The 23228-nt window shown below is 64.2% G+C and carries 19 protein-coding genes and 1 tRNA gene; 16 read left to right on the plus strand and 4 right to left on the minus strand.

The window, feature by feature from the left end:
• Positions 1 to 10: 10 nt before the first annotated feature.
• The 9 genes from DOM56_RS15325 (at position 11) to DOM56_RS19765 (ending at position 12491) form a co-directional block, all read left to right on the plus strand.
• Positions 11 to 2200: a TRAP transporter permease gene (locus tag DOM56_RS15325; protein WP_110709945.1), complete on the plus strand. Its 2190-nt coding sequence runs from the start codon at positions 11 to 13 to the stop codon at positions 2198 to 2200.
• A gap of 248 nt (positions 2201 to 2448) precedes the next feature.
• Positions 2449 to 5523 carry a formate dehydrogenase-N subunit alpha gene (fdnG, locus tag DOM56_RS15335; RefSeq protein WP_280951296.1) on the plus strand — a complete coding sequence of 1025 codons (3075 nt, stop codon included), beginning with the start codon at positions 2449 to 2451 and terminating at the stop codon, positions 5521 to 5523.
• 10 nt (positions 5524 to 5533) lie between these two features.
• A complete protein-coding gene (gene fdxH / locus DOM56_RS15340) occupies positions 5534 to 6520 on the plus strand; it encodes a formate dehydrogenase subunit beta (RefSeq protein WP_198655810.1) in 987 nt (328 codons plus the stop codon).
• On the plus strand, positions 6517 to 7164 hold the full coding sequence (locus DOM56_RS15345; protein WP_110601236.1) for a formate dehydrogenase subunit gamma: 648 nt from the start codon (positions 6517 to 6519) through the stop codon (positions 7162 to 7164). Before fdxH ends, DOM56_RS15345 begins: the two co-directional genes overlap by 4 nt.
• Positions 7148 to 8107, plus strand: a complete 960-nt coding sequence (gene fdhE, locus DOM56_RS15350; protein ID WP_232822322.1) for a formate dehydrogenase accessory protein FdhE — start codon at positions 7148 to 7150, stop codon at positions 8105 to 8107. The genes DOM56_RS15345 and fdhE overlap by 17 nt, the downstream gene beginning before the upstream one ends.
• Positions 8108 to 8259: 152 nt before the next feature.
• Positions 8260 to 9699, plus strand: a complete 1440-nt coding sequence (gene selA / locus DOM56_RS15355) for an L-seryl-tRNA(Sec) selenium transferase (protein ID WP_110709947.1) — start codon at positions 8260 to 8262, stop codon at positions 9697 to 9699.
• A complete protein-coding gene (gene selB / locus DOM56_RS15360) occupies positions 9696 to 11651 on the plus strand; it encodes a selenocysteine-specific translation elongation factor (protein WP_110709948.1) in 1956 nt (651 codons plus the stop codon). Before selA ends, selB begins: the two co-directional genes overlap by 4 nt.
• An 80-nt stretch (positions 11652 to 11731) precedes the next feature.
• A tRNA-Sec gene (locus DOM56_RS19760) sits at positions 11732 to 11827 on the plus strand.
• Between the two features lie 523 nt (positions 11828 to 12350).
• Positions 12351 to 12491: a hypothetical protein gene (locus DOM56_RS19765; protein ID WP_157958250.1), complete on the plus strand. Its 141-nt coding sequence runs from the start codon at positions 12351 to 12353 to the stop codon at positions 12489 to 12491.
• Positions 12492 to 12543: 52 nt separating this feature from the next.
• Here the strand turns inward: DOM56_RS19765 and DOM56_RS15365 are convergent, their stop codons facing one another.
• Positions 12544 to 13089: a ferritin-like domain-containing protein gene (locus tag DOM56_RS15365; protein WP_110709962.1), complete on the minus strand. Its 546-nt coding sequence runs from the start codon at positions 13087 to 13089 to the stop codon at positions 12544 to 12546.
• 204 nt (positions 13090 to 13293) lie between these two features.
• On the opposite strand from DOM56_RS15365, the gene DOM56_RS15370 reads away from it, so the two are divergent.
• The 5 genes from DOM56_RS15370 (at position 13294) to DOM56_RS15390 (ending at position 17618) form a co-directional block, all read left to right on the plus strand.
• Positions 13294 to 14283 carry a cation diffusion facilitator family transporter gene (locus DOM56_RS15370; protein ID WP_110709949.1) on the plus strand — a complete coding sequence of 330 codons (990 nt, stop codon included), beginning with the start codon at positions 13294 to 13296 and terminating at the stop codon, positions 14281 to 14283.
• Between the two features lie 209 nt (positions 14284 to 14492).
• Positions 14493 to 15329 carry a methylenetetrahydrofolate reductase [NAD(P)H] gene (metF, locus tag DOM56_RS15375; protein ID WP_110709963.1) on the plus strand — a complete coding sequence of 279 codons (837 nt, stop codon included), beginning with the start codon at positions 14493 to 14495 and terminating at the stop codon, positions 15327 to 15329.
• 130 nt (positions 15330 to 15459) lie between these two features.
• On the plus strand, positions 15460 to 15993 hold the full coding sequence (gene sodC / locus DOM56_RS15380; protein ID WP_110709950.1) for a superoxide dismutase family protein: 534 nt from the start codon (positions 15460 to 15462) through the stop codon (positions 15991 to 15993).
• 162 nt (positions 15994 to 16155) lie between these two features.
• Complete coding sequence (locus DOM56_RS15385) at positions 16156 to 16827, plus strand: metal-dependent hydrolase (protein ID WP_110709951.1); 672 nt, start codon at positions 16156 to 16158, stop codon at positions 16825 to 16827.
• A gap of 128 nt (positions 16828 to 16955) precedes the next feature.
• Entirely contained in the window at positions 16956 to 17618 is a 663-nt protein-coding gene (locus tag DOM56_RS15390; protein WP_157958251.1) for a haloacid dehalogenase type II, read from the plus strand.
• A gap of 18 nt (positions 17619 to 17636) precedes the next feature.
• Here the strand turns inward: DOM56_RS15390 and DOM56_RS15395 are convergent, their stop codons facing one another.
• Positions 17637 to 17894 (minus strand): YheV family putative zinc ribbon protein, encoded by a 258-nt coding sequence (locus tag DOM56_RS15395; protein WP_110601225.1) that lies wholly within the window; start codon positions 17892 to 17894, stop codon positions 17637 to 17639.
• A 76-nt stretch (positions 17895 to 17970) separates the two neighbouring features.
• Complete coding sequence (gene prlC, locus DOM56_RS15400) at positions 17971 to 20022, minus strand: oligopeptidase A (RefSeq protein ID WP_110709964.1); 2052 nt, start codon at positions 20020 to 20022, stop codon at positions 17971 to 17973.
• A gap of 219 nt (positions 20023 to 20241) precedes the next feature.
• On the opposite strand from prlC, the gene DOM56_RS15405 reads away from it, so the two are divergent.
• On the plus strand, positions 20242 to 21582 hold the full coding sequence (locus tag DOM56_RS15405) for a sodium-dependent transporter (protein WP_110601223.1): 1341 nt from the start codon (positions 20242 to 20244) through the stop codon (positions 21580 to 21582).
• Positions 21583 to 21633: 51 nt separating this feature from the next.
• Positions 21634 to 22167 (plus strand): gamma carbonic anhydrase family protein, encoded by a 534-nt coding sequence (locus tag DOM56_RS15410; protein ID WP_110601222.1) that lies wholly within the window; start codon positions 21634 to 21636, stop codon positions 22165 to 22167.
• 16 nt (positions 22168 to 22183) lie between these two features.
• Here the strand turns inward: DOM56_RS15410 and DOM56_RS15415 are convergent, their stop codons facing one another.
• A complete protein-coding gene (locus DOM56_RS15415) occupies positions 22184 to 22972 on the minus strand; it encodes a GntR family transcriptional regulator (protein WP_110601221.1) in 789 nt (262 codons plus the stop codon).
• Between the last annotated feature and the right edge of the window lie 256 nt (positions 22973 to 23228).

Consider the following 23228-nt stretch of genomic DNA (forward strand, 5'->3'; position numbering starts at 1 on the left):
AGGAAGAAGTATGTCCGAACAAAAAGTCACGGTTTCCGCCGATGCTCCCGAGGATCCGTCGGTCAAGGAGGCGCTGGAGAAATTCGATCGCGAGAGCCTGGTCCGGGATCGACTGCCGCACAGAGTGATCCAGTTCGTTACCGCGGTGTCGGTACTGCTGGCGCTGTTCCATCTCTACACCTCGTTTTCCGGGCCGCTGGTGGACGTCGCCCAGCGCAGTATTCATCTCTATACGCTGCTGGGGCTGGCGTTCATCCTCTACCCGTTGACTCGCAAGGGCGCGCGGGACCACGTGCCGTGGGGTGACGCCATCCTCGCGCTGGTCGCCTTCGGCATCGGCGTCTACATGCTGACGGTGTCGGATCGGGTCATCGCCTCCGCCGGGCGCATCAACAATGTCGACATGGTGATTGGCTTCGTGGCAATCGGGCTGGTGCTGGATGCCACGCGTCGAGTGACCGGCTGGGGGCTGACGATCCTGGCCTCGCTGTTTCTGCTCTACGGCTTCTACGCCAAGCTTTCGTTCTATCCGCAATTGAACGAGGCGATCGTTCTCGCGACGTGCAAGCAGATCGTCTCGCATCTGGTATATATCACCGAGGGCTTGCTGGGCACCGCGATCGGGGTCTCGGCGAGCTACATCATCCTGTTCATCCTGTTCGGTGCCTTCCTCGGCAAGTCCGGCCTGGGGCAGCTGTTCAACGACCTGGCGCTGGCCATCGCCGGGCATACCCGGGGCGGTCCTGCCAAGGTGGCGGTCATCGCCAGCGGCTTTCTGGGGTCGATCAACGGCTCCGCCATCGCCAACGTGGTGACCACCGGCGCCTTCACCATTCCGCTGATGAAAAAGACCGGCTACAAGCCCAATTTCGCCGGCGCGGTGGAGGCCGCGGCCAGCGTCGGTGGGCAGATCCTGCCGCCGATCATGGGCGCGGCGGCGTTCATCATGGCCGAGGTGCTCGCGGTGCCCTATACCCAGGTGATCCTGGCCGGCATCATCCCGGCCCTGCTCTACTACCTCGGGGTACTGTTCCAGGTGCACCTGCGGGCCATGCGCAATGGGCTGGAGGGGATCCCCCGTTCGCAGTTGACCCCGCTCAAGGAGGTGATGCTCAAGCGCGGTCATCTGTTGATACCGATGGCGGTGCTGCTGTGGCTGCTGTTCGAGGGCCGTGCGCCGTTCTTCGCCGCCTTCTGGTCGATCGCCGCGACGGTGCTGATCTGCGGTACGCGTCGCGTGACCATCGGCCTGAGCCTGATCCTGGCGCTGTTGATCTTCGAGCCGCAACTGCGGGCGCTGATCGGTGGTCATGCGCTGCCCAATTTCCCGGCCAGTCGCTGGATGCTGTTCCTGATCATCGCGGTTCCGGTGGCGATCAATGCGCTCCGGGCCAGGCTCGGGATGGTGGCCGAGAAGATGGATGTCGGGGATTGCCGCGATGCCATGCACGACGGCGTGCGCAACGCGATTCCCGTTGCGGTGGCCTGCGGCGCGGTGGGGGTCATCGTGGGGATTGCCACGCTCACCGGCATTGCGCTGGAAGCGGCGGATGCCGTGGTGACACTGGGCCAGCAGATTCCCATTCCGATGATTCAACTGCTGGTCACGCTGGTGCTGACCATGATCGCCTCGATCGTGCTGGGCATGGGACTGCCCAGTATCCCGACCTACATCATCACCAGCACCATGGCGGCGCCGATTCTGCTCAACCTGCCGCTGTTCCGCGAGCTGGCCGGCAGCAACGAGACGGCGATCTTCGTCGCTCACATGTTCGTATTCTACTTCGGGCTGTTCGCCAACCTGACGCCCCCCGTGGCGCTGGCCGCTTATGCGGGCGCCGGCATCAGCGGCGGTTCACCCAACGCCACCGGCTTCCAGGCGATGAAGCTGGCGATCGCCGGGTTCGTGGTGCCGTACATGTTCGTGTTCGCCCACAGCATGCTGATGATCGATGCGACGCTGTGGAACACGCTGTGGGTCATCGTGACCGGTGTGGTCGGCGTGCTGCTGCTGGCGGTGGCGGTGGAGGGCTACCTGCGCCGGCCGCTCAATCCCTTCTGGCGGATACTGGCGGCGGTCGGCGCGCTGGCGCTGATCTTCCCGGGGCTGGCCAGCGATGTCGTCGGTGCGGGGATTACCGTGGTGCTGTTCCTGCTGGCCAAGGCCAAGCCGCCCCAGCAGGCACCGGTCGGCAACTGACGGCTACCCGACAGCGGCCTGCTTCTGGCCGTCGAGCTCTACGGCAACGCCCGCGCTCCCGCCAGGGAGGGCGGGCGTTTTCGATGGTGGGCGGTCGGCTGGGCCTGGCGCTAGCGGGCACGTCGCCGGCGGCGGCAACGATCCATCGAGTGGCGTCGGCGGGCATTTCTGGCCGAGGTTTGCTATAAGGAATTCAAGGCACCCGTCCGGCAGCAGAGGTGTCAGTCAACGACCGATGAGGACAACTGATGGCTATCAACGTCACTCGGCGCCAGTTTTTCAAACTGGGCGGGGCGGGGTTGGCGAGTTCGAGCCTGGCGATGATGGGGTTCGCCCCGGAGCCCGCCGAGGCGTCGATTCGTCAATTCAAGCTGACCCACGCCAAAGAGACTCGCAACACCTGCACCTACTGCTCCGTCGGCTGCGGCATCCTGATCTACAGCAAGGGTGACGGTTCCAAGAACGTCGAGCAGAACGTGTTCCATATCGAAGGCGACCCGGACCATCCGGTATCCCGCGGTTCGCTCTGCCCCAAGGGGGCGGGTCTGCTGGACTTCGTGCACAGCAAGGGGCGGCTGGCCTACCCGCAGGTGCGTGAGGCCGGCAGCGACGAGTGGAAGCGGATCAGCTGGGACGAGGCGCTCGGGCGTATCGCCCGGCACATGAAGGATGACCGCGACGCCAACTTCGTCCAGCGCAACGCCCAGGGGCAGACGGTCAATCACTGGACGACGACGGGTTTCCTGGCGGCGTCCGGTTCCTCCAACGAAGCCGGCTACATCACCCACAAGGTGGTGCGCAATCTCGGCATGGTGGCGTTCGACAACCAGGCACGCGTCTGACACGGACCGACGGTGGCAGGTCTTGCCCCTTCATTCGGTCGCGGTGCCATGACCAATCACTGGGTCGACATCCGCAATGCCAATCTGATTCTGTCGATGGGCGGCAACTCGGCCGAGGCACACCCCGTGGGCTTCCGTTGGGTCACCGAGGCCATCGAGCACAACCACGCCGAGCTGATCACCATCGATCCTCGTTTCACCCGCACCGGCGCCGTGGCGCAGGACAAGGCGTTCATCCGAACCGGCACCGATATCGCCTTTCTCGGCGGGCTGATCAGCTATCTGATCGAGACTGACCAGATCCAGCGCGAATACGTGTTGAACTACACCGACGCGGCGTTGATCGTGCGCCCGGATTACGGTTTCGAGGATGGCCTGTTTTCAGGCTACGACGAGTCGACTCGCAGCTACGACAAGCAGTCGTGGATGTACGAGATGGGCGACGATGGTTTCGTGCGCCGCGACGAGTCACTGAGCGATCCCCGCTGCGTCTACCAGCTGCTGCGCGAGCACTACTCGCGCTACACGCCGGATATGGTCTCGAGCATCTCCGGGATTCCGGTCGAGACCATCCAGCGAATCTGGAAGAAGATCGCGGCGATGGCGGTGCCCGACAAGACCATGACCATCCTCTACGCGCTGGGTTGGACGCAGCACTCGATCGGCTCCCAGATCATCCGCACCGCGGCCATGGTCCAACTGCTGCTGGGCAACATGGGTATGCCTGGCGGCGGCGTCAACGCCCTGCGCGGGCACTCCAACATCCAGGGGCTGACCGACCTGGGGCTGCTTTCCCAACTGCTGCCGGGCTACATGACGCTGGCCAATGCCAAGGAGCAGGTGTACCGCGCCTACATCGACAAGCGAACCAAGCAGCCGACGGTGGAGGGGCAGGTCTCCTACTGGAAGAACTACGAGAAATTCCACGTCAGTCTGATGAAGTCATGGTTCGGCGAGGCCGCCAACGAGGGCAACAACTGGTGCTTCGACTGGCTGCCCAAGCTCGAGCGGCCGCTCTACGACATTCTCGATACCTTCGAGCGCATGTCGAAGGGGGAGCTCAATGGCTACTTCTGCCAGGGCTTCAACCCGCTGGCCTCCTTCCCCGACCGGGCCAAGGTGACCCGGGCGCTGGCGTCACTGAAGTATCTGGTGGTGATGGACCCGCTCAATACCGAGACCAGCGAGTTCTGGAAGAACTACGGCGAATACAACGATGTCGACCCGAGCCAGATCGATACCGAGGTGTTCCGTCTGCCGACCTGCTGCTTCGCCGAGGACGACGGGTCGATCGTCAACAGCGCGCGCTGGCTGCAGTGGCACTGGGCGGCCGCGCCGCCGCCCGGTGACGCCCGGCCGGACACCCGGATCATGGGTGAGCTGTTTCTCAAGCTGAAGCAGCTCTATCTCGATGAGGGCGGTGTCTTTCCCGATCCGATCCTCAACCTGACCTGGGATTACAAGATCCCCGCGGAGCCCAAGGCGGAGGAGCTCGCGCGGGAGTACAACGGTCGCGCGCTGGAGGATCTCACCGACGAACAGGGCAACGTGACCCGGCGTGCCGGCGAGCAGCTTGCCGGATTCGCGGAACTGACCAACGACGGTCGCACGGCGGCCGGCTGCTGGATATTCACCGGCTGCTGGACCGAAGATGGCAACCAGATGGCGAATCGCGACAACTCGGACCCCTACGGCACCGGCAATACCCTGGGCTGGGCCTGGGCCTGGCCGATGAATCGCCGCATCCTCTACAACCGCGCCAGTGCCGATCTGCAGGGCCGGCCGTGGGGCGCCGACAAGGCGTTCATCTGGTGGGACAGCAAGAAGGGGGCCTGGGTCGGCGCGGACGTGCCGGACTTCCCGACCAACTCGCCGCCGTCCCAGGGGCAGATGCCGTTCATCATGCAACCAGAGGGGGTCGGCCATCTGTTCGCCGGGCAGAGCATGGTCGATGGACCCTTCCCCGAGCACTACGAACCGTTCGAGTCGCCGGTGCCGCAGAATCTGTTGCACCCGGGCAAGGAGAAAGCGCGCAACAATCCGGCCGCCCGGATATTCGACGAGGACCGCGAAGCGCTGGGCAAACCGGAGGAGTTCCCGCACGCGGCGACGACCTATCGTCTGACCGAGCATTTCCACTTCTGGACCAAGCACGCCGAGCTCAATGCCATCGTGCAGCCGCAGCAGTTCGTCGAGATCGGCGAAGCGCTGGCCGGCGAGATCGGCATCGTCGCCGGGGATTGGGTCAAGGTGTCGTCCAATCGTGGGTTCATCAAGGCGGTGGCGGTAGTGACCAAACGGCTGCGGCCGATGATGATCGGCGACAAGCAGGTCCACCACGTGGGCATTCCGCTGCACTGGGGCTTCACCGGCGTGGCCAAGAAAGGCTACCTGGTCAATGCCCTGACGCCGTTCGTCGGTGACGCCAACACGCAGACGCCGGAATACAAGTCGTTCACCGTCCGCGTCGAGAAGGCATAGGGAGCTCGCCATGATCAATTCGCAAAACATCATCGCCCGCTCCGCCACGACCACCGAGCCTCCCCAGGTGCGCAGCCATGTGGAGGAGGTGGCCAAGCTGATCGATGTCTCCAAGTGCATCGGCTGCAAGGCGTGCCAGGTGGCGTGCATGGAGTGGAACGACCTGCGCGACGACGTCGGCGAGTGCCACGGCACTTACGACAACCCCACCGACCTCACCGCCGAGTCCTGGACGGTGATGCGCTTCAGCGAGCATGAAAGCGCCGACGGCAATCTCGAGTGGCTGATTCGCAAGGATGGCTGCATGCACTGTGCCGAGCCGGGCTGCCTCAAGGCCTGCCCGGCCCCCGGCGCGATCGTGCAGTACGCCAACGGCATCGTCGACTTCGACTCCAACCACTGCATCGGCTGCGGTTACTGCATCACCGGTTGCCCGTTCGACATTCCGCGCATCTCGCCCAAGGACCAGAAGTCCTACAAGTGCACGCTCTGTTCGGACCGGGTCAATGCGGGGATGGAGCCGGCCTGCGTCAAGACCTGCCCGACCAACTGCATCGAGTTCGGCACCAAGACGGACATGCTGGCACGGGCGGAGAAGCGGGTCGGCGATCTCAAGGCATTGGGTTTCCGCGACGCTGGCATCTACGATCCGGCCGGGGTCGGCGGTACCCACGTCATGTACGTGCTGCATCACGCCGACGATCCCAATCGCTACAGCGGACTGCCCAAGGATCCCCGCATCTCGCCGCTGGTTGGGGCGTGGAAGGGCGTGACCAAGCCGATCATGTCCGCGATCATCGGCATCACCGCCTTTGCCGGCGTGATCCACTACATGACCAAGGGGCCCAAGGAGGAACCGGAAGATTCGCCCGAAGAGGAGCATCGAGCGACGCGCGACGGCAGCGTTCCGCCTTCCTCACTGGGCTATGACGCTACCCGGCGGCGTCCCGGAGCCGGTCGGAATGCGGACGATCGTTCGCAGGGAGAAGATCGATGAAGATGCCTCGGGATCGCCTGATTCGCTACTCGCCGCTGGATCGCGCCAATCACTGGACCATGGCCATGGTTTTCGTGCTGCTGGCACTCTCCGGACTGGCGTTCTTCCACCCGGCATTCTTCTTCCTCAGCCACACGCTGGGCGGGCCGGTATGGGCGCGGATTCTCCACCCGTTTCTCGGTGTGGTGCTGGTTCTGCTGTTCTACGCCATGGCAGCGCGACACGTGCGTCGCAATCTGCTCGGCGAGAACGACGTGCAGTGGATGCGCCAGATCGGTGACGTGCTCGACAATCGCGACGAGAAGTTGCCACCCATCGGCAAGTACAACCCCGGTCAGAAGCTGGTCTACTGGTCGCTGGTGGTATCGATCGCGCTGCTGCTGATCAGCGGCGTAATCATGTGGCGGCCGTGGTTCGCCGGCTACTTCCCGATTCCGCTGATTCGGTTCGCCAGCCTGCTCCATGCGGTGTCGGCCTTCGTTGCCATCGTCACCATCGTGGTTCACGTCTATGCCGCGATCTGGGTCAAGGGCTCGGTCCGCTCGATGACGCGAGGCTGGGTGACCCGCGCCTGGGCGCGTCATCACCATGGCCTGTGGGCCCGCGAACAGGAGGAGGCGCAGCGCCGTGAACAGCAACCCTGACGATTCGACGCCAGGCGCGAACGGCGACCACGCCTTCGGTCAGGCGCCCCCTTCCCCGGGGGCGCCGCCGATGGTGACGCTGCCTTCGCGCAAGGTCTTCGCCGAGCGTGCCCAGCGGCTGCGGCAGTTGGCCGACCGGCTGCCGACGATGACCGCCTACCTGCGCTTCATGGCGATGATCGTCGAGGCCCAGCATCGCGTCATCCAGTTGCCCCGGCCCTCATTGGTGGGAGGAGCACAGCTGGCGATGACCCATGGCATTCCGCCCCTCTCCCTGGATGGGCTGTGGCGGGACATGTCCTGGGCGGAAGACCTCGATGCACTGCTGGCGGAACTGGACGGCCAGGTCGTAGCGCCCCAGCGGGCGTGGTTCGACGCGCTCTGCGATCTCTCCGCCGCCGAACGTGTCGAACTGGCCCGGGCCATACTGGCCGGCCAGCCGCTGGCGTTGGAGCAACGCGGGATGGCGCCGCTGATGGGCGCGGCACTGCAGGTGGCCTGGACGCGCCAGGCACGCTCGCTCCCCGTGCCGCCGCCGCGTCCGGCGGGCGCCGCTGGCACCTTGTGTCCTTGCTGTGGTGCCCCGGCGGTGGGGAGTCTGGTCCAGATCGGCATGGCCCGCTCCCGGGTGCGCTATCTGCAGTGCGGGCTGTGCGCCAGCGAATGGTACGCCGAGCGTGCCAGATGCGCGCAGTGTGGTAACAGTAAAGACCTGGATTACTGCGGCTTGGAGGATGAGCAGGGCGAGCGGGTGTTGCCCATCCAGGCCGAGACCTGCGATCACTGCCACAGCTATCTGAAACGGGTCAACCGGGAGTGGGAGGCCGCAGCCGACCCCTTGGCCGACGACCTCGCCAGCCTGGCGCTCGACATGTTGATCGCCGACCGCGATCTGGCGCGACGCGCCTTCAATCCACTACTGGTGCTGGGCGAACCGGCCTGAATCCGCGCAGTTCGTGAGGTGGCGGTGCCTATGGCGATCCACGGCGTACCCTTGCCGTGGCTCGCCAGGTGTCATTGCTTTCGTCACCCTTGTTCCCGCTCGCCGGTAACGATTAAATCGAGACTCCTCCCGCCGGTTACCGCGAGCCGTTCATGTCCGATAGTGCTGCCAATCCGAATGACCTGCGTCGCCAGTTGCCGGCGGTCGACCAACTGCTGAATCACCCCCGCTTCGAAGCCTCGCGCCGCGAGCATGGCGATGGTCTCGTGATTCGCGCCATCCGCGCGACTCTGGCCGAATGGCGACGCCGCTTGGGCGATCCGGCGATGTCGCCGCTCCCGACGATCGATGAAGCGGCGCTGCTCGCGGCCGTGGAGCGCGCGCTGGCCGCCGAGGCACGGCTCAACGTTCGCGCCGTCTTCAATCTTACCGGCACCGTCATCCACACGAATCTGGGCCGCTCACCGCTCTCCGAAGCGGCCATCGATGCCGTGGTTCAGGCGGCACGCCATCCGGTGGCGCTGGAATACGATCTCGACAAGGGGCGGCGCGGGGATCGCGATCGCCTGGTCGAGGGACTGCTGATCGAGCTCACCGGCGCCGAGGCGGCGACGGTGGTCAACAACAATGCCGCTGCCGTACTGCTGGCCCTGACGGCGCTCGGCGCCGGCCGCGAGGCAGTGATATCCCGCGGCGAGATGATCGAGATCGGCGGCGCCTTCCGGATGCCGGACGTGATGACCGCGGCTGGCTGTCGGTTGGTCGAGGTCGGTGCCACCAACCGTACCCACGGGCGGGATTTTCGTCAGGCTCTCGGTGACGACAGTGGCTTGATCGTCAAGGCGCACACCTCCAACTATGCCGTCACCGGCTTCACCAGCAGCGTGCCCGAGGCGGAGCTGGCCACGATCGCCCACGACCACGGCATCCCCTTCATGATCGATCTCGGCAGCGGAGCGCTGACCGATTTTCGCGAGCTTGGCCTGCCCCACGAAGCGCGGCCGGGCGAGGCGATTGCCGCCGGGGCGGATCTGGTCACCTTCAGCGGCGACAAACTGCTCGGCGGCCCCCAGGCCGGTATCGTCGTCGGCAAGCGCGAGTTGATCGAGCGTCTCAAGCAGCATCCGCTAAAGCGGGCACTGCGCTGTGACAAGCTCACCCTCGCGGCCTTGGAAGCCACGCTCCGGTGTTATCGCGATAGTGCCGAGCCGGCCCGGCATCTGCCGACGCTGGCGATGCTCTCGCGTGGCGTCGACGAGATCGATGCTCAGGCGGCGCGACTGCTGCCTCGGATGCAGGCGGCGCTGGACGGCATCGCCGAGGTCGTCACTCGCGCTTGCCGAAGTCAGCTCGGTAGCGGTTCGCTGCCCGTCGATCGGCTCGACAGCCGGGCGCTGGTCATGCGTTGCACCGAGGGCCCGGCGCTCGCCCGGCTCGAGCGCACCCTGCGCGCGCTACCGCGACCGGTGATCGGTCGCCTGCACGAAGGTGCGCTGTGGCTCGATCTTCGTTGCCTGTGCCGTGAGGCGGACGAGCGGTCGTTCCTGGCGCAGCTCTCGGGCATTCAGCCGCTGTGGCGCGCCACTCCATGATCGTCGGTACCGCCGGTCACGTCGACCACGGCAAGACGTCCCTGATCCACGCGCTGACCGGCGTGGCGACGGATCGCCTGAAGGAGGAGCAGGCTCGGGGACTCACCATCGAGGCCGGCTATGCCTATCCCGAGTCACCACCGGGACAGGCCGGGGCCGTGCTGGGGTTCATCGACGTGCCGGGGCACGAGCGTTTCGTTGCCAATATGCTCTCCGGCGCCGTGGGTATCCAGGCGATGTTGCTGGTGATCGCGGCAGACGACGGCATCATGCCGCAGACGCTCGAACATGCCCGCATCCTCGAGCTGCTGGGCGTGACCCAGGCCTGGGTCGCGCTGACCAAGATCGATCGGGTGACGCCGGCGCGCATCGACGAAGTACGCCGCGAGATTGCCGCCTGGCTCGACACGACAGCTTTCGCCGAGGCGCCGATCTTTCCGCTCTCCAGCGTTACGGGGGCCGGGTTGCAACCGCTCGAGAGCACGCTCTGGGCGCAGGCGGCGCAGCCCTTGCCCATTCATGAGGCGGGGCGTTTCCGGCTCGCCGTCGATCGTGTCTTCGTCAAGCAGGGCGCTGGCGTCGTGGTGACCGGCACGGTGCGCAGCGGCCGCGTCGCCCTCGGCGACACGGTACGTCTGTTGCCTGCCGACATGGATGCGCGAGTGCGCGGGCTGCGCGCGCAGGATCGTGAGGTCGACCTGGCGCGGCCGGGCGAGCGCTGCGCCATCAATCTGAGCGGGCCGGGCATCGAGCGGAGCCGGCTCGCCCGAGGGAACTGGGTCGTGGCGGCGGCCTCCCGCGCAGCCGATCGGACACGACTCGACGTCGCCCTGGACTGGCTGCCGGAAGCGCCAGCGCTCAGGCACTGGACGCCGGTCCATCTGCATCACGGCAGCGCCCATGTGACGGGGCGGGCTGCACTGCTGGAGGCGGATACGCTGGACGCCGGCGGCTCGGCGCTGGCGCAGCTGGTGCTGGATTCGCCGCTGCAGGCGATCCACGGCGACCGCATCGTGATCCGCGATCATGGCGCCAGCCGTACCCTGGGAGGCGCCAGGGTGCTGGACGTCGATCCGCCACGCCGCGGTGCCCGGAAACCGGATCGGCTGACCTGGTTGAGCCGACTGCGAGAGGTGCTGTCGGATGGGGCCGGGCCGCCGGATTGGCAGCCGCTGTTTTCCCCACGGCGGGAGCTCGCGAACCTCGAGATGACCAGCGTGGATCTCGCGGCGCTGGCGGTGAATCTCGATGTGCCGGTCGACGATGTGCAGCGGAGCGCGTCAGCGGCGCATTGGCTCGTGCTGTCAAACCCGACGCAACAGCATGCCCTGGCGCCGATCCATGAGCGATCGCTGTATGACGACGCGATCGAACGTCTGGCGTCGATCCACGAGCAGGAGCCGGCAATGCGAGGCGTCGATATCGATCGTCTGCGTCGCATGGTGGCGCCGCGACTTCCCGCCGACCTGTTTCGGCCGCTGCTCGAACACTGGAAAGCGCGTGGAGATCTCGCCCAGCACGGCCCCTTCGTGGCGCTGGCATCGCATACGGCGTCGCTGTCGGCGCAGGACGAAAAGCGCTGGGATGCGGTACGCCCGCTGCTCATGGCGCTGCCCTACGATCCACCTCGGGTGCGCGATATCGCCGGGCAGCTCGGCTGGGCCGAAACCGACGTGCGCCAGCTCCTGCATGACTGCGCGCTACTGGGTAATGTCTATCAGTTGCGACATGATCACTTCTTCCTGGCGAGCCGAGTGTCCGAACTGGCAGCATTGATTCGCCAAATCGATGGCGAGTCGCCAGCCGGGGCGACAGCGGCGGTATTTCGCGATCGGATCGGCTGTGGCCGGAAGCTGGCGGTGGCGATTCTCGAGTTTTTCGACCGGATCGGATTCACCCGGCGGGTTGGGGATGGTCACAAGGTCATTCGGGAAGATATGCTGTTCGAGTGATTGGGCTCGAACCTCGGCGGTCGAGCGCCCGAGGGGGTTGCAAGGTCGGCCGGTGAGGGCATTTTACGAATCCTTTTTCAGGAAGAGAATCGTTCCCCGGTGGGGCGCCAGGACTTCAACTCCTGTAGGGGCTGCCAGCAGTCTCTGGTGGGTTCGACTCCCACTCTCTTCCGCCATCATCTTTCCTGAAGACGCGCAGGCTTACCGGTGTCGGCGGCTGCCGGGTTCCAGTGCTTTGCCTGGTACCGGCGACACGAAAATGGCCATTTTCCGGGTGTTGCAAAAATTTACGTGTTTTATTGAATAGTCAGTTACTTATAAACGCATGATTAAGAACACTTAAGTTTTGTTATTAGCAAAAACGATCAAGATATCACGAGAAAAACGTTGGCGTGGCGACGATGAAGGTCCACTCTGACACTGCCCACTTAGCCAAGTGGCTCTCACCGCGAAGGAACGTGGGAGTGGGTTCTTCTCTCTTCTTACCCGTCTATCGGTTACCACGATTCGGTGGCATCGATATCTTGCTTCTCACCTCGTATTTCGGTGTATTCGACGCTCAGCCACGCTGATGTCTGCTTTTCCCTGTCGCCGGCCTCGCCCGTTGCGTAACCCCCTGCGTGATCGTGATTCCCGCTTCCGTGCAAGTCGTGACTACAATGATGCCCTGACGACAACGTCGCCATCGATGGAGACACCATGCAGGGTTCGCTGATCGGTATCGTGGTAGGGCTGGTGGTCTGGATGGCCTCTGCCGAATGGGGGTGGGGGATTGGTGCAGGCATCGCCTCGGGAATTGCCTGGGATTTCTGGCGCCAACGTTCGCGGCATGACGACTGAGGCGTTGGCGGCTCGGGCCAGTTCGATGGGTCGAAATGGCCCGATGGCGATATCAGTTGCGGGTCTTCACTCCCTCGAGTAGCGCCGCCATGTCGTCGGCATGCTCCTCTTCCTGCGCCAGGATGTCCTCCATCACTCGGCGAGAGGTCGGATCCTTGTCACCAAGGTAGGTGATGATCTCGCGGTAGCTGTCGATCGCGATCCGCTCGGCAATGAGATCCTCCTTGATCATCTCTTCGAGCGTTTCCCCCTCGGCGTACTCCGAGTGCGAGCGGCTCAGCAGACCCTCCGGCGAGAAATTGGGGGCACCGCCCAACTGGGTAATGCGTTCGGCGAGCTGGTCGGCGTGCTGCTGCTCTTCCTGGGCATGCTCCAGAAATTCGTCCTTGGCAATGCTCGCGCTGAGACCGTCGGCCATGTAGTAATGACGCTTGTAACGCAGGACACAGACGATCTCGGTTGCCAGTGCCTCGTTGAGAATCTTGATGACGGTCTCGCGGTCGGCGCTATATCCCTCGGTGACGGCGCCATTCTCGATATGCTGGCGGGCCCGTTCGCGAATCGTCTTGATGTCGGTCAAAAAGGTCTGCTCGCTCATGACTTCCTCCTTGATGGTGATGGTGCGATGGGTGGCGGCCAGGCACCGGCACGCCCCGGTCGTGATCTCAACGTAGTCGATCGAACCCCGTTGTCCCAGGGATATCTCGGGAGCCGAGTGCGCTCGCCGCGCCAGCAGCGTGTAATACAATAGCGTCGGGGTCGTGAGCTAAGATCCGGGGACACACCCGTCAGGATCCATGACATGGCCTCGCACGACCACTCGCATCACGACCCTCATGATCACGCCGGGCAGGGGCATTCTCACGACCACGACCATGGTCACTCCCACGATCATGCGCCAACGGTGACGGCAGACAGCGTCCGGCGCGTCAGGCTGGCGATGATCCTGACCGCCGGCTTCATGCTGGCGGAGGTGGTGGGCGGCTGGATCTCCGGCTCGCTGGCGCTGCTGGCCGACGCCGGCCACATGTTCAGCGACAGCTTTTCGCTCGGCCTGGCGCTGTTCGCCTTCTATATGGGCGACAAGGCACCGGACAGGTTTCGCACTTTCGGTTATCAGCGCTTCCAGGTGCTGGCCGCCTTCGTCAACGGGCTGACGCTGCTGGCGATCGCGGTATGGATCGTGATCGCTGCGATCCAGCGATTCACCCAGCCGGTCGAGGTCCTGGCAGGCCCGATGATGGTGGTGGCCGTGCTGGGGCTGCTGGTGAACATCGTGGTCTTCAGAATTCTTCACGGGGGCGACCAGGAAAACCTCAACCTGCGCGGCGCCTTGCTGCATGTGATCGGCGACCTGCTGGGATCGGTGGCGGCCATCGTGGCATCCGTGGTGATCCTGATCACGGGCTGGACGCCGATCGACCCCCTGCTGTCGATGCTGGCCGCGACATTGATTCTGCGCGCCGCCTGGAAGATCCTGGGGCGCTCGGCGCATACCCTGCTCGAGGGCACGCCCGAGGGTGTCGATGTCGGCCAGATCCGGCAGGCGCTACTCGACGTCGAGGGCGTCAAGAGCCTGCACGACATTCATGTATGGGGCCTGACGCCGCAGGACCCGCTGCTCAGCGCGCACCTGGTGATCGAGTCTCCCGCCTTACACGACGGTGTCATCGAGCGTGCCTACGCCATGCTCCAGTCCCGCTTCGGGATCCAGCACGCCACGTTGCAGGTCGAGACGCGAGACTGCCTCACCGGGGGCGAGTGCAACCACGGCATGATCGTGCATCCCTGAGCCCGTCGCGCGGGATGTCGCTTCGTGATGAGCCTTGTTCATGAGAAGGGCAGGAAGGTTTCATTGGCCGTGATCGCCCCGGAAAGGCAGAATCGCCATCATACGGTCGTCAATCCATCGTCGGTCGTCGCTACCGGGACATCGGCGCTCGAGAGCGAGACCTCGCCCAGCGTGTGATCGCGCGGGCCCGCATCGAAGAGAGCACTGTCATGAGCACGCAGCCTCCACTGGGGTTCAGTTTCGAATTCTTCCCTCCCAATACCGACGCGGGGCGCGAGAAGCTCGGCGGGGTCCGCGATGCGCTGGCTGCTCGCAAGCCGCGGTTTTTCTCCGTGACCTATGGGGCCGGTGGCTCCACCCAGGCGCGCACGTTCGACACTGTCAAGACGGTCCGTCGCAGCGGCGTCACCACGGCGCCACACCTCTCCTGTGTCGGTAGCGACAAGTCGTCGCTGCGTGATCTGCTGCACACCTACCGGGAGGATGGCGTGGATAGCCTGGTGGCGTTGCGTGGTGACTTGCCATCTGGCATGGGGGGCGCAGGCGAATTGCGTTACGCCAACGAGCTGGTCGAGTTCATTCGCGACGAGACCGGCGATCATTTCGAGATCGCGGTGGCCGCCTACCCGGAAGCTCATCCCCAGGCAGCCAGCTTCGAACGTGACCTGGAAAACTTCGCCCGCAAGGCCAAGGCGGGCGCGGATCTCGCGATCACCCAGTACTTCTTCACCGCCGACGCCTATTTCCACTTCGTGGACCGGGTTCGCGCCATGGGGGTGGAGACGCCGATCATTCCCGGCATCATGCCGATCACCAATTACACCAAGCTGGCTCGTTTCTCCGATACCTGCGGCGCCGACATCCCGCGCTGGATCCGCAAGCAGCTCGAGGCCTACGGCGATGACAGCGACAGTATCCAGGCCTTCGGCACCGAGGTGATCTCGAAGCTATGCCGGCGGTTACTGGAGGGCGGGGCCCCTGGCCTGCATTTCTATACGCTGAATCAATCCGTGCCGGTGCTCAAGGTGCTCGACAACCTGAGCTGAATCTGGCCGCCGAGTTCGCCTCGCCGAAGCCCTGCCGTTCGCGTTAGGGCCGCCGGTTGGCTACGTTGAAACCAGTCCCGATCAAGCAAGTCGTCGATCGGGACCCGTCACTCACGTAGAGGAGAACGCCATGCAACGCAATGGATTGATCGGTCTGACCGCGGGGGTCGCTCTAGCCCTGTCGGGGTGGGCACAGGCGGAAACCACGGTGGAGATGCATACGGTGTCCGCCGACGGGGTCGGCGATAGCGTTGGTACGGTGGTCGCCAAGGACACCGAATATGGTTTGCTGCTGACGCCGGACCTGTCGGGGCTGAAGGCCGGACTTCACGGTTTCCACCTGCATACCAATGCCAGCTGCGAGACCCGCGAGACCGATGGCGAAGTCACGCCCGGTGGCGCTGCCGGGGGCCATTTCGACCCTGACGAGACCGGCACACACCAAGGGCCCTACAGCGACGAGGGCCATCTCGGGGATCTGCCGGTCCTCACGGTCGGGGACGACGGCAAAGCGACGACGCCAGTGCTGGCGCCTCGACTCACCGAAGCCGATCTCGACGGTCACTCGCTGATGATTCATCAAGGTGGCGACAACTACAGCGACGAGCCCAAGTTGGGTGGGGGCGGGAGCCGAGTGGCCTGCGGCGTCATCGACGGTAGCTAGCGAACATTGAGCGGCACGCAACTCGACGGCTCCACCAAAGGTGGAGTCGTTTCGTTTCGTTGCGGAGCCGGTTCGTCTTGAGGCTGTTTTCTTAAGCTATTGTTTTCTGGTTGGCTGGCGCGCCATAATCTGTTCATTTATCCAGTGTGGGGCGCCCGGCCAATGGCCAATTTTCGAACGCATCTCGGCGTGGCGACCGTCGGGGGAGTCGCGGTCGCTCAGGCCGGATGGCAGGCGGGACAGTGGAGCGGCTGGCAGTCGCTGGCGGTCGCGATGCTGGTGGCGTTCGGCGGGATTCTTCCGGATATCGATGCCGATCAGTCCCAGGCCATTCGTCTGATCTTCAATATCCTGGCCGTCGTCGCGGTCGTGCTGGCAGTGCTGGTTCTGCAGCATCGAGTCACGCCGGCCTATCTTTTTGCGGCCTGCGGCGGTATCTATCTCGGCGTGCGCTACCTGGCCGGTGCGATTTTCGCACGCTTCACGGTTCATCGCGGGGTGTGGCATTCGCTGCTGGCAGCGTCGATCAGCGGGCTGTCGACGGCAGCGATCAGCTTCTCCCTGCTGGGTCAGCCTGAACGCCTGGCCTGGATCCACGGGTTGGCGATGACACTGGGCTTCGTCATCCATCTGACGCTGGACGAGCTGTACAGCGTCGATCTCACCGGGGCGCGCTTCAAGCGTTCGTTCGGCACGGCCCTCAAGCCGTTCAGTTGGCAGTCTCCGGGCAGTGCGCTGATGCTGGCGCTGATATCGGCGCACCTGTTGAGCTGGCTACCGTCCTTCTCGGTGCTGCGGCAACTGGTGATGCAGGGTGTGGCGCTGTGGCACTGAGGCGCTGGTGCGGGGCCGCCAATCGATGACGCCGAATCGAGAACCTTGCGAGCGTTAGGCGTTATCCCTCGCTACGCTTTTCCTATCCGATCTGAATCATCAGCCCCAATGATGGCATGGAGTCCGCGATGCATCTGGTATTCGACGTCAATGAAACACTGCTCGACACGGGGGCGCTCGATCCGCTGTTCAAGCGCTGGTTCGGCACCGACGCCGCGCGCTCTGAATGGTTCCTGACGCTTCAGGAGACCTGGATGACGACCAATCTGGTGGGGGAGTTCGAGCCCTTTGCAGATCTCGCCAGAAGTGCGCTGCGCCAACTCGGTGCCAAACATGGCGTCGCGATCGCTGTGGGTGACGAGCAGGCACTGGTCGAGGCGATTCTCTCGATGCCGGCCCACGCCGATTCGGCGCCGGCGCTGGCGCAGTTGCGCGAGCAGGGGCATACGCTGACGGCGCTGACCAATAGCGCGCTGAAGGCAGCGCATCGGCAGCTCGACAACGCCGGACTGAGCGGTTATTTCGATGCCATTCTAAGTGTCGAGAGCGTGGGGCGATACAAGCCGTCTCCAGAGCCTTATCGGCATGCGGCGAGCCACTGGGGCGTCGCCACCGCCGAGCTGATCATGATCGCCGCTCACGGGTGGGATTTGATCGGTGCCAATGCGGCCGGGCTGCGAACCGGGTTCATCGCACGGCCAGGCAAGGCAATGGACCCACAGCTCGGCAGCGTGCCTGACTGGCAGGATGACGACCTTGCCCGTCTGGTTCAGCGCGCTGTCGCGCAGTGACGACTCTTGCCGGTGACGTCAATGCAGTTTGCCGGGGTCGATGATCCGCACCGGGCGGACCTCGTCGCTGGCTGGCCGCTGTTTGTCACGCGGTTGATTGACGCGAGTCGGAATTTCCTGCGGCGTGTCGTCCTCGATCGGTAATTGCTCGAAGAAGTCGCAGCTGACGCAGTCGCGGTAGCGAATGCCGTTCTGCTCCCACGAACGTATGCGGTCCATGGCGGCACAGCGAGGGCAGATTGCGCCGGCAATGAAGCGTTTCGGCGTCTGGGACATGCATTACCTCGAAAGCAGTGGGCGGGCGCTGACTGGCGCCCGCCCGGTTCACTGTGGGATCAGACACCGCCCAGGATCAGGCAGCGTCCTTGGCGTCGATACCGGAGTGGCGCAATAGCGCATCGATGCTCGGTTCACGGCCACGGAAGGCTTCGAACAGTTCTGCCGCTTCCCGTGAGCCACCCTGTTCGAGAATCGTCTCGCGGAAGCGTCGGCCGGTCTCGTGATCGAAAATCCCGGCTTCCTCGAAGGCGCTGTAGGCATCCGCCGACAGTACTTCGGCCCATTTATAGCTGTAGTAACCAGCAGCGTAGCCACCGGCGAAAATGTGTGCGAAACCGTTCTGGAAGCGGTTGAAGTCGACGGTCGGCACGACCGAGACCTTGGCTCTCACGTCATCGAGCAGATGCTGGACGTCACTGGCGCTCGGCTTCTCGAGTTCGTGATGGAGACGGAAGTCGAATAGCGAGAACTCGAGCTGGCGCATCATCTGCATCGCCGACTGGAAATTGCGCGCCGCCTGCAGCTTGTCCAGCAGCTCGTCCGGCAATTTGTCGCCGGTGTCGACGTGGCCGGCGATCAGGTCGAGACCCTCGCGCTCCCAGCAGAAATTCTCCATGAACTGGCTCGGCAGCTCGACGGCATCCCAGGCGACGCCGCTGATGCCGGAAACGTCGGCGACCGTCTGCTGCGTCAGCATGTGGTGCAGGCCATGGCCGAACTCGTGGAACAGCGTCAGCACCTCCTCGTGGGTCAGCAGTGCCGGCTTGCCTGCCACCGGGGGCGTGAAGTTGCAGGTGAGATAGGCCACCGGCAGCTGCAGTTCGCCATTCTCGCGCTGGAGACGCGTGCGGCAGACGTCCATCCAGGCGCCGCCACGCTTGCCTTCTCGGGCGTACAGGTCCAGGTAGAAGCCGGCGATGGGGCGATCGCCATCGAGCACGTCGAAGTATTTCACGTCCGGGTGATAGCAGGGCGCTTCCGGATTCTCCGCCATCCGGATGCCGTAGAGCTTGTTGGTGACGCGGAATAGGCCCTCGATGGCACGCGGCGCGGGGAAGTAGGGCCGCAACTGCTCCTGAGAAATATCGTAGCGCGCCTGGCGCAGCTTCTCGCTGGCGAAGCCGGTGTCCCACGGCTTCAATGCATCGAGGCCGAGGGTCTCCTTGGCGAAGGCTTCGAGCTCGTTGAATTCGCGCTGCGCCTGCGGATGTGCGCGTTCGGCGAGGTCGTCAAGGAAGCCGAGCACCTGTTCGGGCGTTTCGGCCATCTTGGTGGCCAGCGAGTAGTCGGCGTAGGTGTCGAAACCGAGCAGGCGGGCCAGCTCCTGACGCAGCCGCAGCGTCTCCTCTATCACCGGTGCATTGTCGTTCTCGCCGGCCTTGGGGCCCTGGTCGGAAGCTCGCGTGACATAGGCGGTATAGACCTCCCGGCGCAGCTCGCGATCTTCGGCGAAAGTCATGACCGGCAGGAAGCTGGGCACGTCCAGGGTAATCCGGTAACCGGTAACGCCCTTGGCTTCGGCATTGGCCTTCAATGTCTCCAGGGCGCTCTCGGGCAGGCCGCCCAGGCGGTCGGCGTCGGCAAGATCGAGATGCCAGGATTGGGTCGCATCCAGCAACTGGTTGGAGAAGGTGTTGCCGAGTTCCGATAGGCGAGCCTGGATTTCGCCGTAGCGCTTCTTGTCCTCGGCTGGTAGATCGACGCCGGCAAGGCGAAAGTTACGCAGGGTGTTGTCGATCGCCTTGCGCTGAGCGGTCTCGAGTGAGGCGAACTCGTCGCTCTGCCGCAGACGTTCGAATGCCTGGAAAAGCGCGGTGTGCTGGCCGACCCAGGTACCGTACTCGGAAAGCATGGCCAGGCACTGCTGATAGGCGTCGCGCAGCGCGTCGCTGTTCATCGTCGAATTGAGATGGGACACCGGAGACCATGCCTGGGACAGGCGGTCGTCGAGCGATTCCAGCGGCGCGGCGAGGGTCTGCCAGCTCACGTCCTGCTGCCGGGCCAGGGTCTCGGTGGCCTGCCGGTTGTCGGCAATGATCTTTTCGATGGCCGGTACGACGTGTTCGGGACGGATCGCCTCGAACGGTGGCAGAGTATGATGCTCGAGCAGCGGGTTATTCGACATGGTCACCTCGGACGATGGAATCAGTGTCATTCTATATGGGGGAAGCCGAGGCAGCTTTCAATCCGGGCTCCAGTTGGTAGCGCCCGCTGTTGGACGCTGGCCCGGGCCAGATTGGCGAGCCGCCCCGGTGCTGATAGGCTCTTCGCGTTTTCGCGCCAGCCCTGCCTGTCCCGGGTGGGTCGTCCGCGGCCGCAATCCGTTCGCTAAAGGTCCCGAATGATGAGTGAAACTCTGGAGCGCTGGCAGTCCCGCCGTGCCTTTATCCTGGCGGTCACCGGCGCCGCCGTGGGGCTGGGCAACATCTGGCGCTTCCCCTACATGACGGGCGAGAACGGCGGCTCGGCGTTCCTGCTGCTCTACATCGTCTTCGTACTGCTGCTGGGGCTGCCGATGATGATGGCCGAGATCATGATCGGTCGCGCCGGTCGGCGCAGCCCGATGCAGGCGCTGGCGTTCCTGGCCGACGAGGCCGATGTCAGTCGTCACTGGAAATGGCTGGGGCTGTTCGGCGCGATCACGGTCTTCTTCATCCTGTCGTTCTACTCGGTTGTCTCCGGCTGGTCGATCGAGTACCTGGTCAGTGCCGTGAATGGCAACTTCGTCGGTCTCTCTCCCCAGCAGGTCGGTGCGAGCTTCAATGCCTTCCTGGCAGACCCGTTGCGCATGACCTTCAACCATACCCTGTTCATGCTGCTGACCATGTCGGTGGTGGCGGCCGGTATCGTCAACGGGATCGAAAAGCTCAACAACGTGATGATGCCGCTGCTTTACGGCATCCTGATCGTTCTCGCGGGCTACGCCGTGACCACCCCGGGCTTCGGGGCCGCCATGCACTGGCTGTTCACGCCGAACGTCGCTGCCATTACGTGGAGTGTCGTGCTCAATGCCATGGGACACGCCTTCTTTACTCTGGCGGTGGGGGCGTGTGCCCTGATGGCCTATGGCGCCTACATGCCCGAGGAGCAGAGCTTGCCCAAGGCCGTCTTCGCCGTGGCTCTGCTCGATATCACGGTGGCGCTGCTCTCCGGTATCGCCATCTTCTCCGTGGTCTTCACCCATGGTCTCGATCCCAGCGAAGGGCCCGGGCTGATGTTCGTCACGCTGCCGATCGCCTTCAGCGATTTGCCGGGCGGACAGGTCTGGCTGGGCGCCTTCTTTCTGCTGCTGCTGGTGGCGACCTGGACGTCGTCGATCAATCTTGCCGAGCCGATGGTGTCGATGCTGGTCGGTTCCGGGTGGCGTCGCAGCCGCGCTGCTATTCTGATCGGGTCGCTGGTGTGGCTGGTGGGGCTGTTATCGGTGCTCTCGTTCTCCACCCTGGCAGACGTGCACTGGGTCGGCGAGATGAACTTCTTCACGCTGGTGTCGACCATTCCGCCCGATATATTCCTGCCGGTCGGTGGTCTGCTGATCGCCATCTTCGCGGCCTGGGTGATGTCGAGGGAGGCCGCCGTGGCGGCGCTGGGCGTCGGCGCCGGCAGCTTCCGACTATGGCAATGGCTGGTGCGTTACGTGTCGATCCCGCTGACGGTGGTGGTGCTGGCGTCCAGCCTTCTCTAGGCCGTGCTGCGAGGGACAAGCCGATTCTGGATAGCGACAGGAGTAGAACTCATGGCAATTCGAACATTTCAGGGTGTGACGCCCAGCCTCGGTCAACGAGTGTTCATCGATGATACCAGCGTCGTGCTGGGGGACGTGGCGCTGGGTGACGACTGCTCGGTATGGCCGATGGCGGTCATTCGGGGTGATGTCCATCGCATTCGCATCGGCGCGCGCACCAGTGTGCAGGATGGCTGCGTGCTGCATTGTACCCACGCAAGCGACTACAACCCCGGCGGCCATCCCTTGATCATCGGGGACGAGGTCACGATCGGCCACCAGGCCACGCTGCACGGCTGCCGGATCGGAGATCGGGTTCTCATCGGGATGGGCGCCGTGGTGCTGGACGGGGTCGTGATCGAAGATGAGGTGATCGTCGCCGCGGGCGCCATGGTTCCGCCGGGCAAAGTGCTGGAGAGCGGCCATGTCTACGCCGGTAACCCGGCCAAGCCGCTACGCGAGCTCAAGGCCGCCGAGCGGACGTTTTTCAGTTACTCCGCGGGAAATTACGTCAAGCTGAAGGACCAGCACCTGAGCGGTGAATGATCGGAGGCTGGCGCGCTCAGGGCTCGAGGCGGTCGCTCAGCAGCTGCGAGCGCCTTTCGGCGCGCCGGGCCCTCGATTCGGCACGCTGCATGTCGATCAGCCCCGCCTTGACGTAGTCGAGATGCTCGTGGGCCAACGTGCGAGCATCCTCGGCTCTCCCTTCCTGAATCGCCTCGAGCAGCGCGCGGTGCTGTGCCATCAGACGCTGGCGGGCATTGGGACGCTCGAACAGATGTGCCAGGTTGCCGACGATACTCTTCTCCAGCAAATGGAAGAGGCCGCGAATGGTATGCAGCATCAGGACATTGTGGGCGGCCTCGGCAATGGCGAGATGAAAGGCGGCATCGGCCTTGGCCTCGCGTAGTGGGTCGCCCTGCTGAACGGGATCCCGATAACTTCTGTCCAGCGCCTCGAACCGTTGCTGCAGCATCTCCTTGTCGGCCGGGGTTGCCCGCATCGCCGCGTGGTAGGCCGTGATCCCCTCCATTGCATCGCGGAACTCCAGCACATCCAGGTGAAACTCGTCGTGACGCGACAGCATCTCCAGCATGGGATCGCCGTAGCTGGCGGCGAGACGCTCACTGACGTAGGTGCCACCACCCTGCCGGCTGATCAACAGGCCTCGAGCGGCCAGCTTTTGAATGGCTTCACGTAGCGAGGGGCGCGACACGCCAAAGCGTTCGGCCAGTTGCCTCTCGGCCGGCAGGCGGTGGCCCGGTTTGAGGCTGCCCTCGAGGATCATCGTCTCGAGGCGTTCGGTGATGACATCGGCAAGACGAGGCTGCCTGACGGTTGGGTAGTTCACGCGATGAAGCTCCCGATAACGATTGCAGTCATTGGTTTTACCAATGTTCTGGCATCGCTCAAAGCGCTGCCTGCCGTGGTAGCGGTTGACGGGCCTCGATTCGGACCAAAGTATGAAGCGGCCAGGCTTCAATCGTGCGCTGCCACGCCAGGGACGACGCTGACAATCGGCCCGGATTGTCCTGAGATGTATCGGACCTCCGATGTCGGACGTCATCGATTTCAGTTTTTTTGACTCGAGGGCTTGCCAACGCGGC

It is taken from the genome of Salinicola sp. CR57 (assembly GCF_003206585.1).
GTDB classification, from domain to species: Bacteria; Pseudomonadota; Gammaproteobacteria; order Pseudomonadales; family Halomonadaceae; genus Salinicola; species Salinicola lusitanus.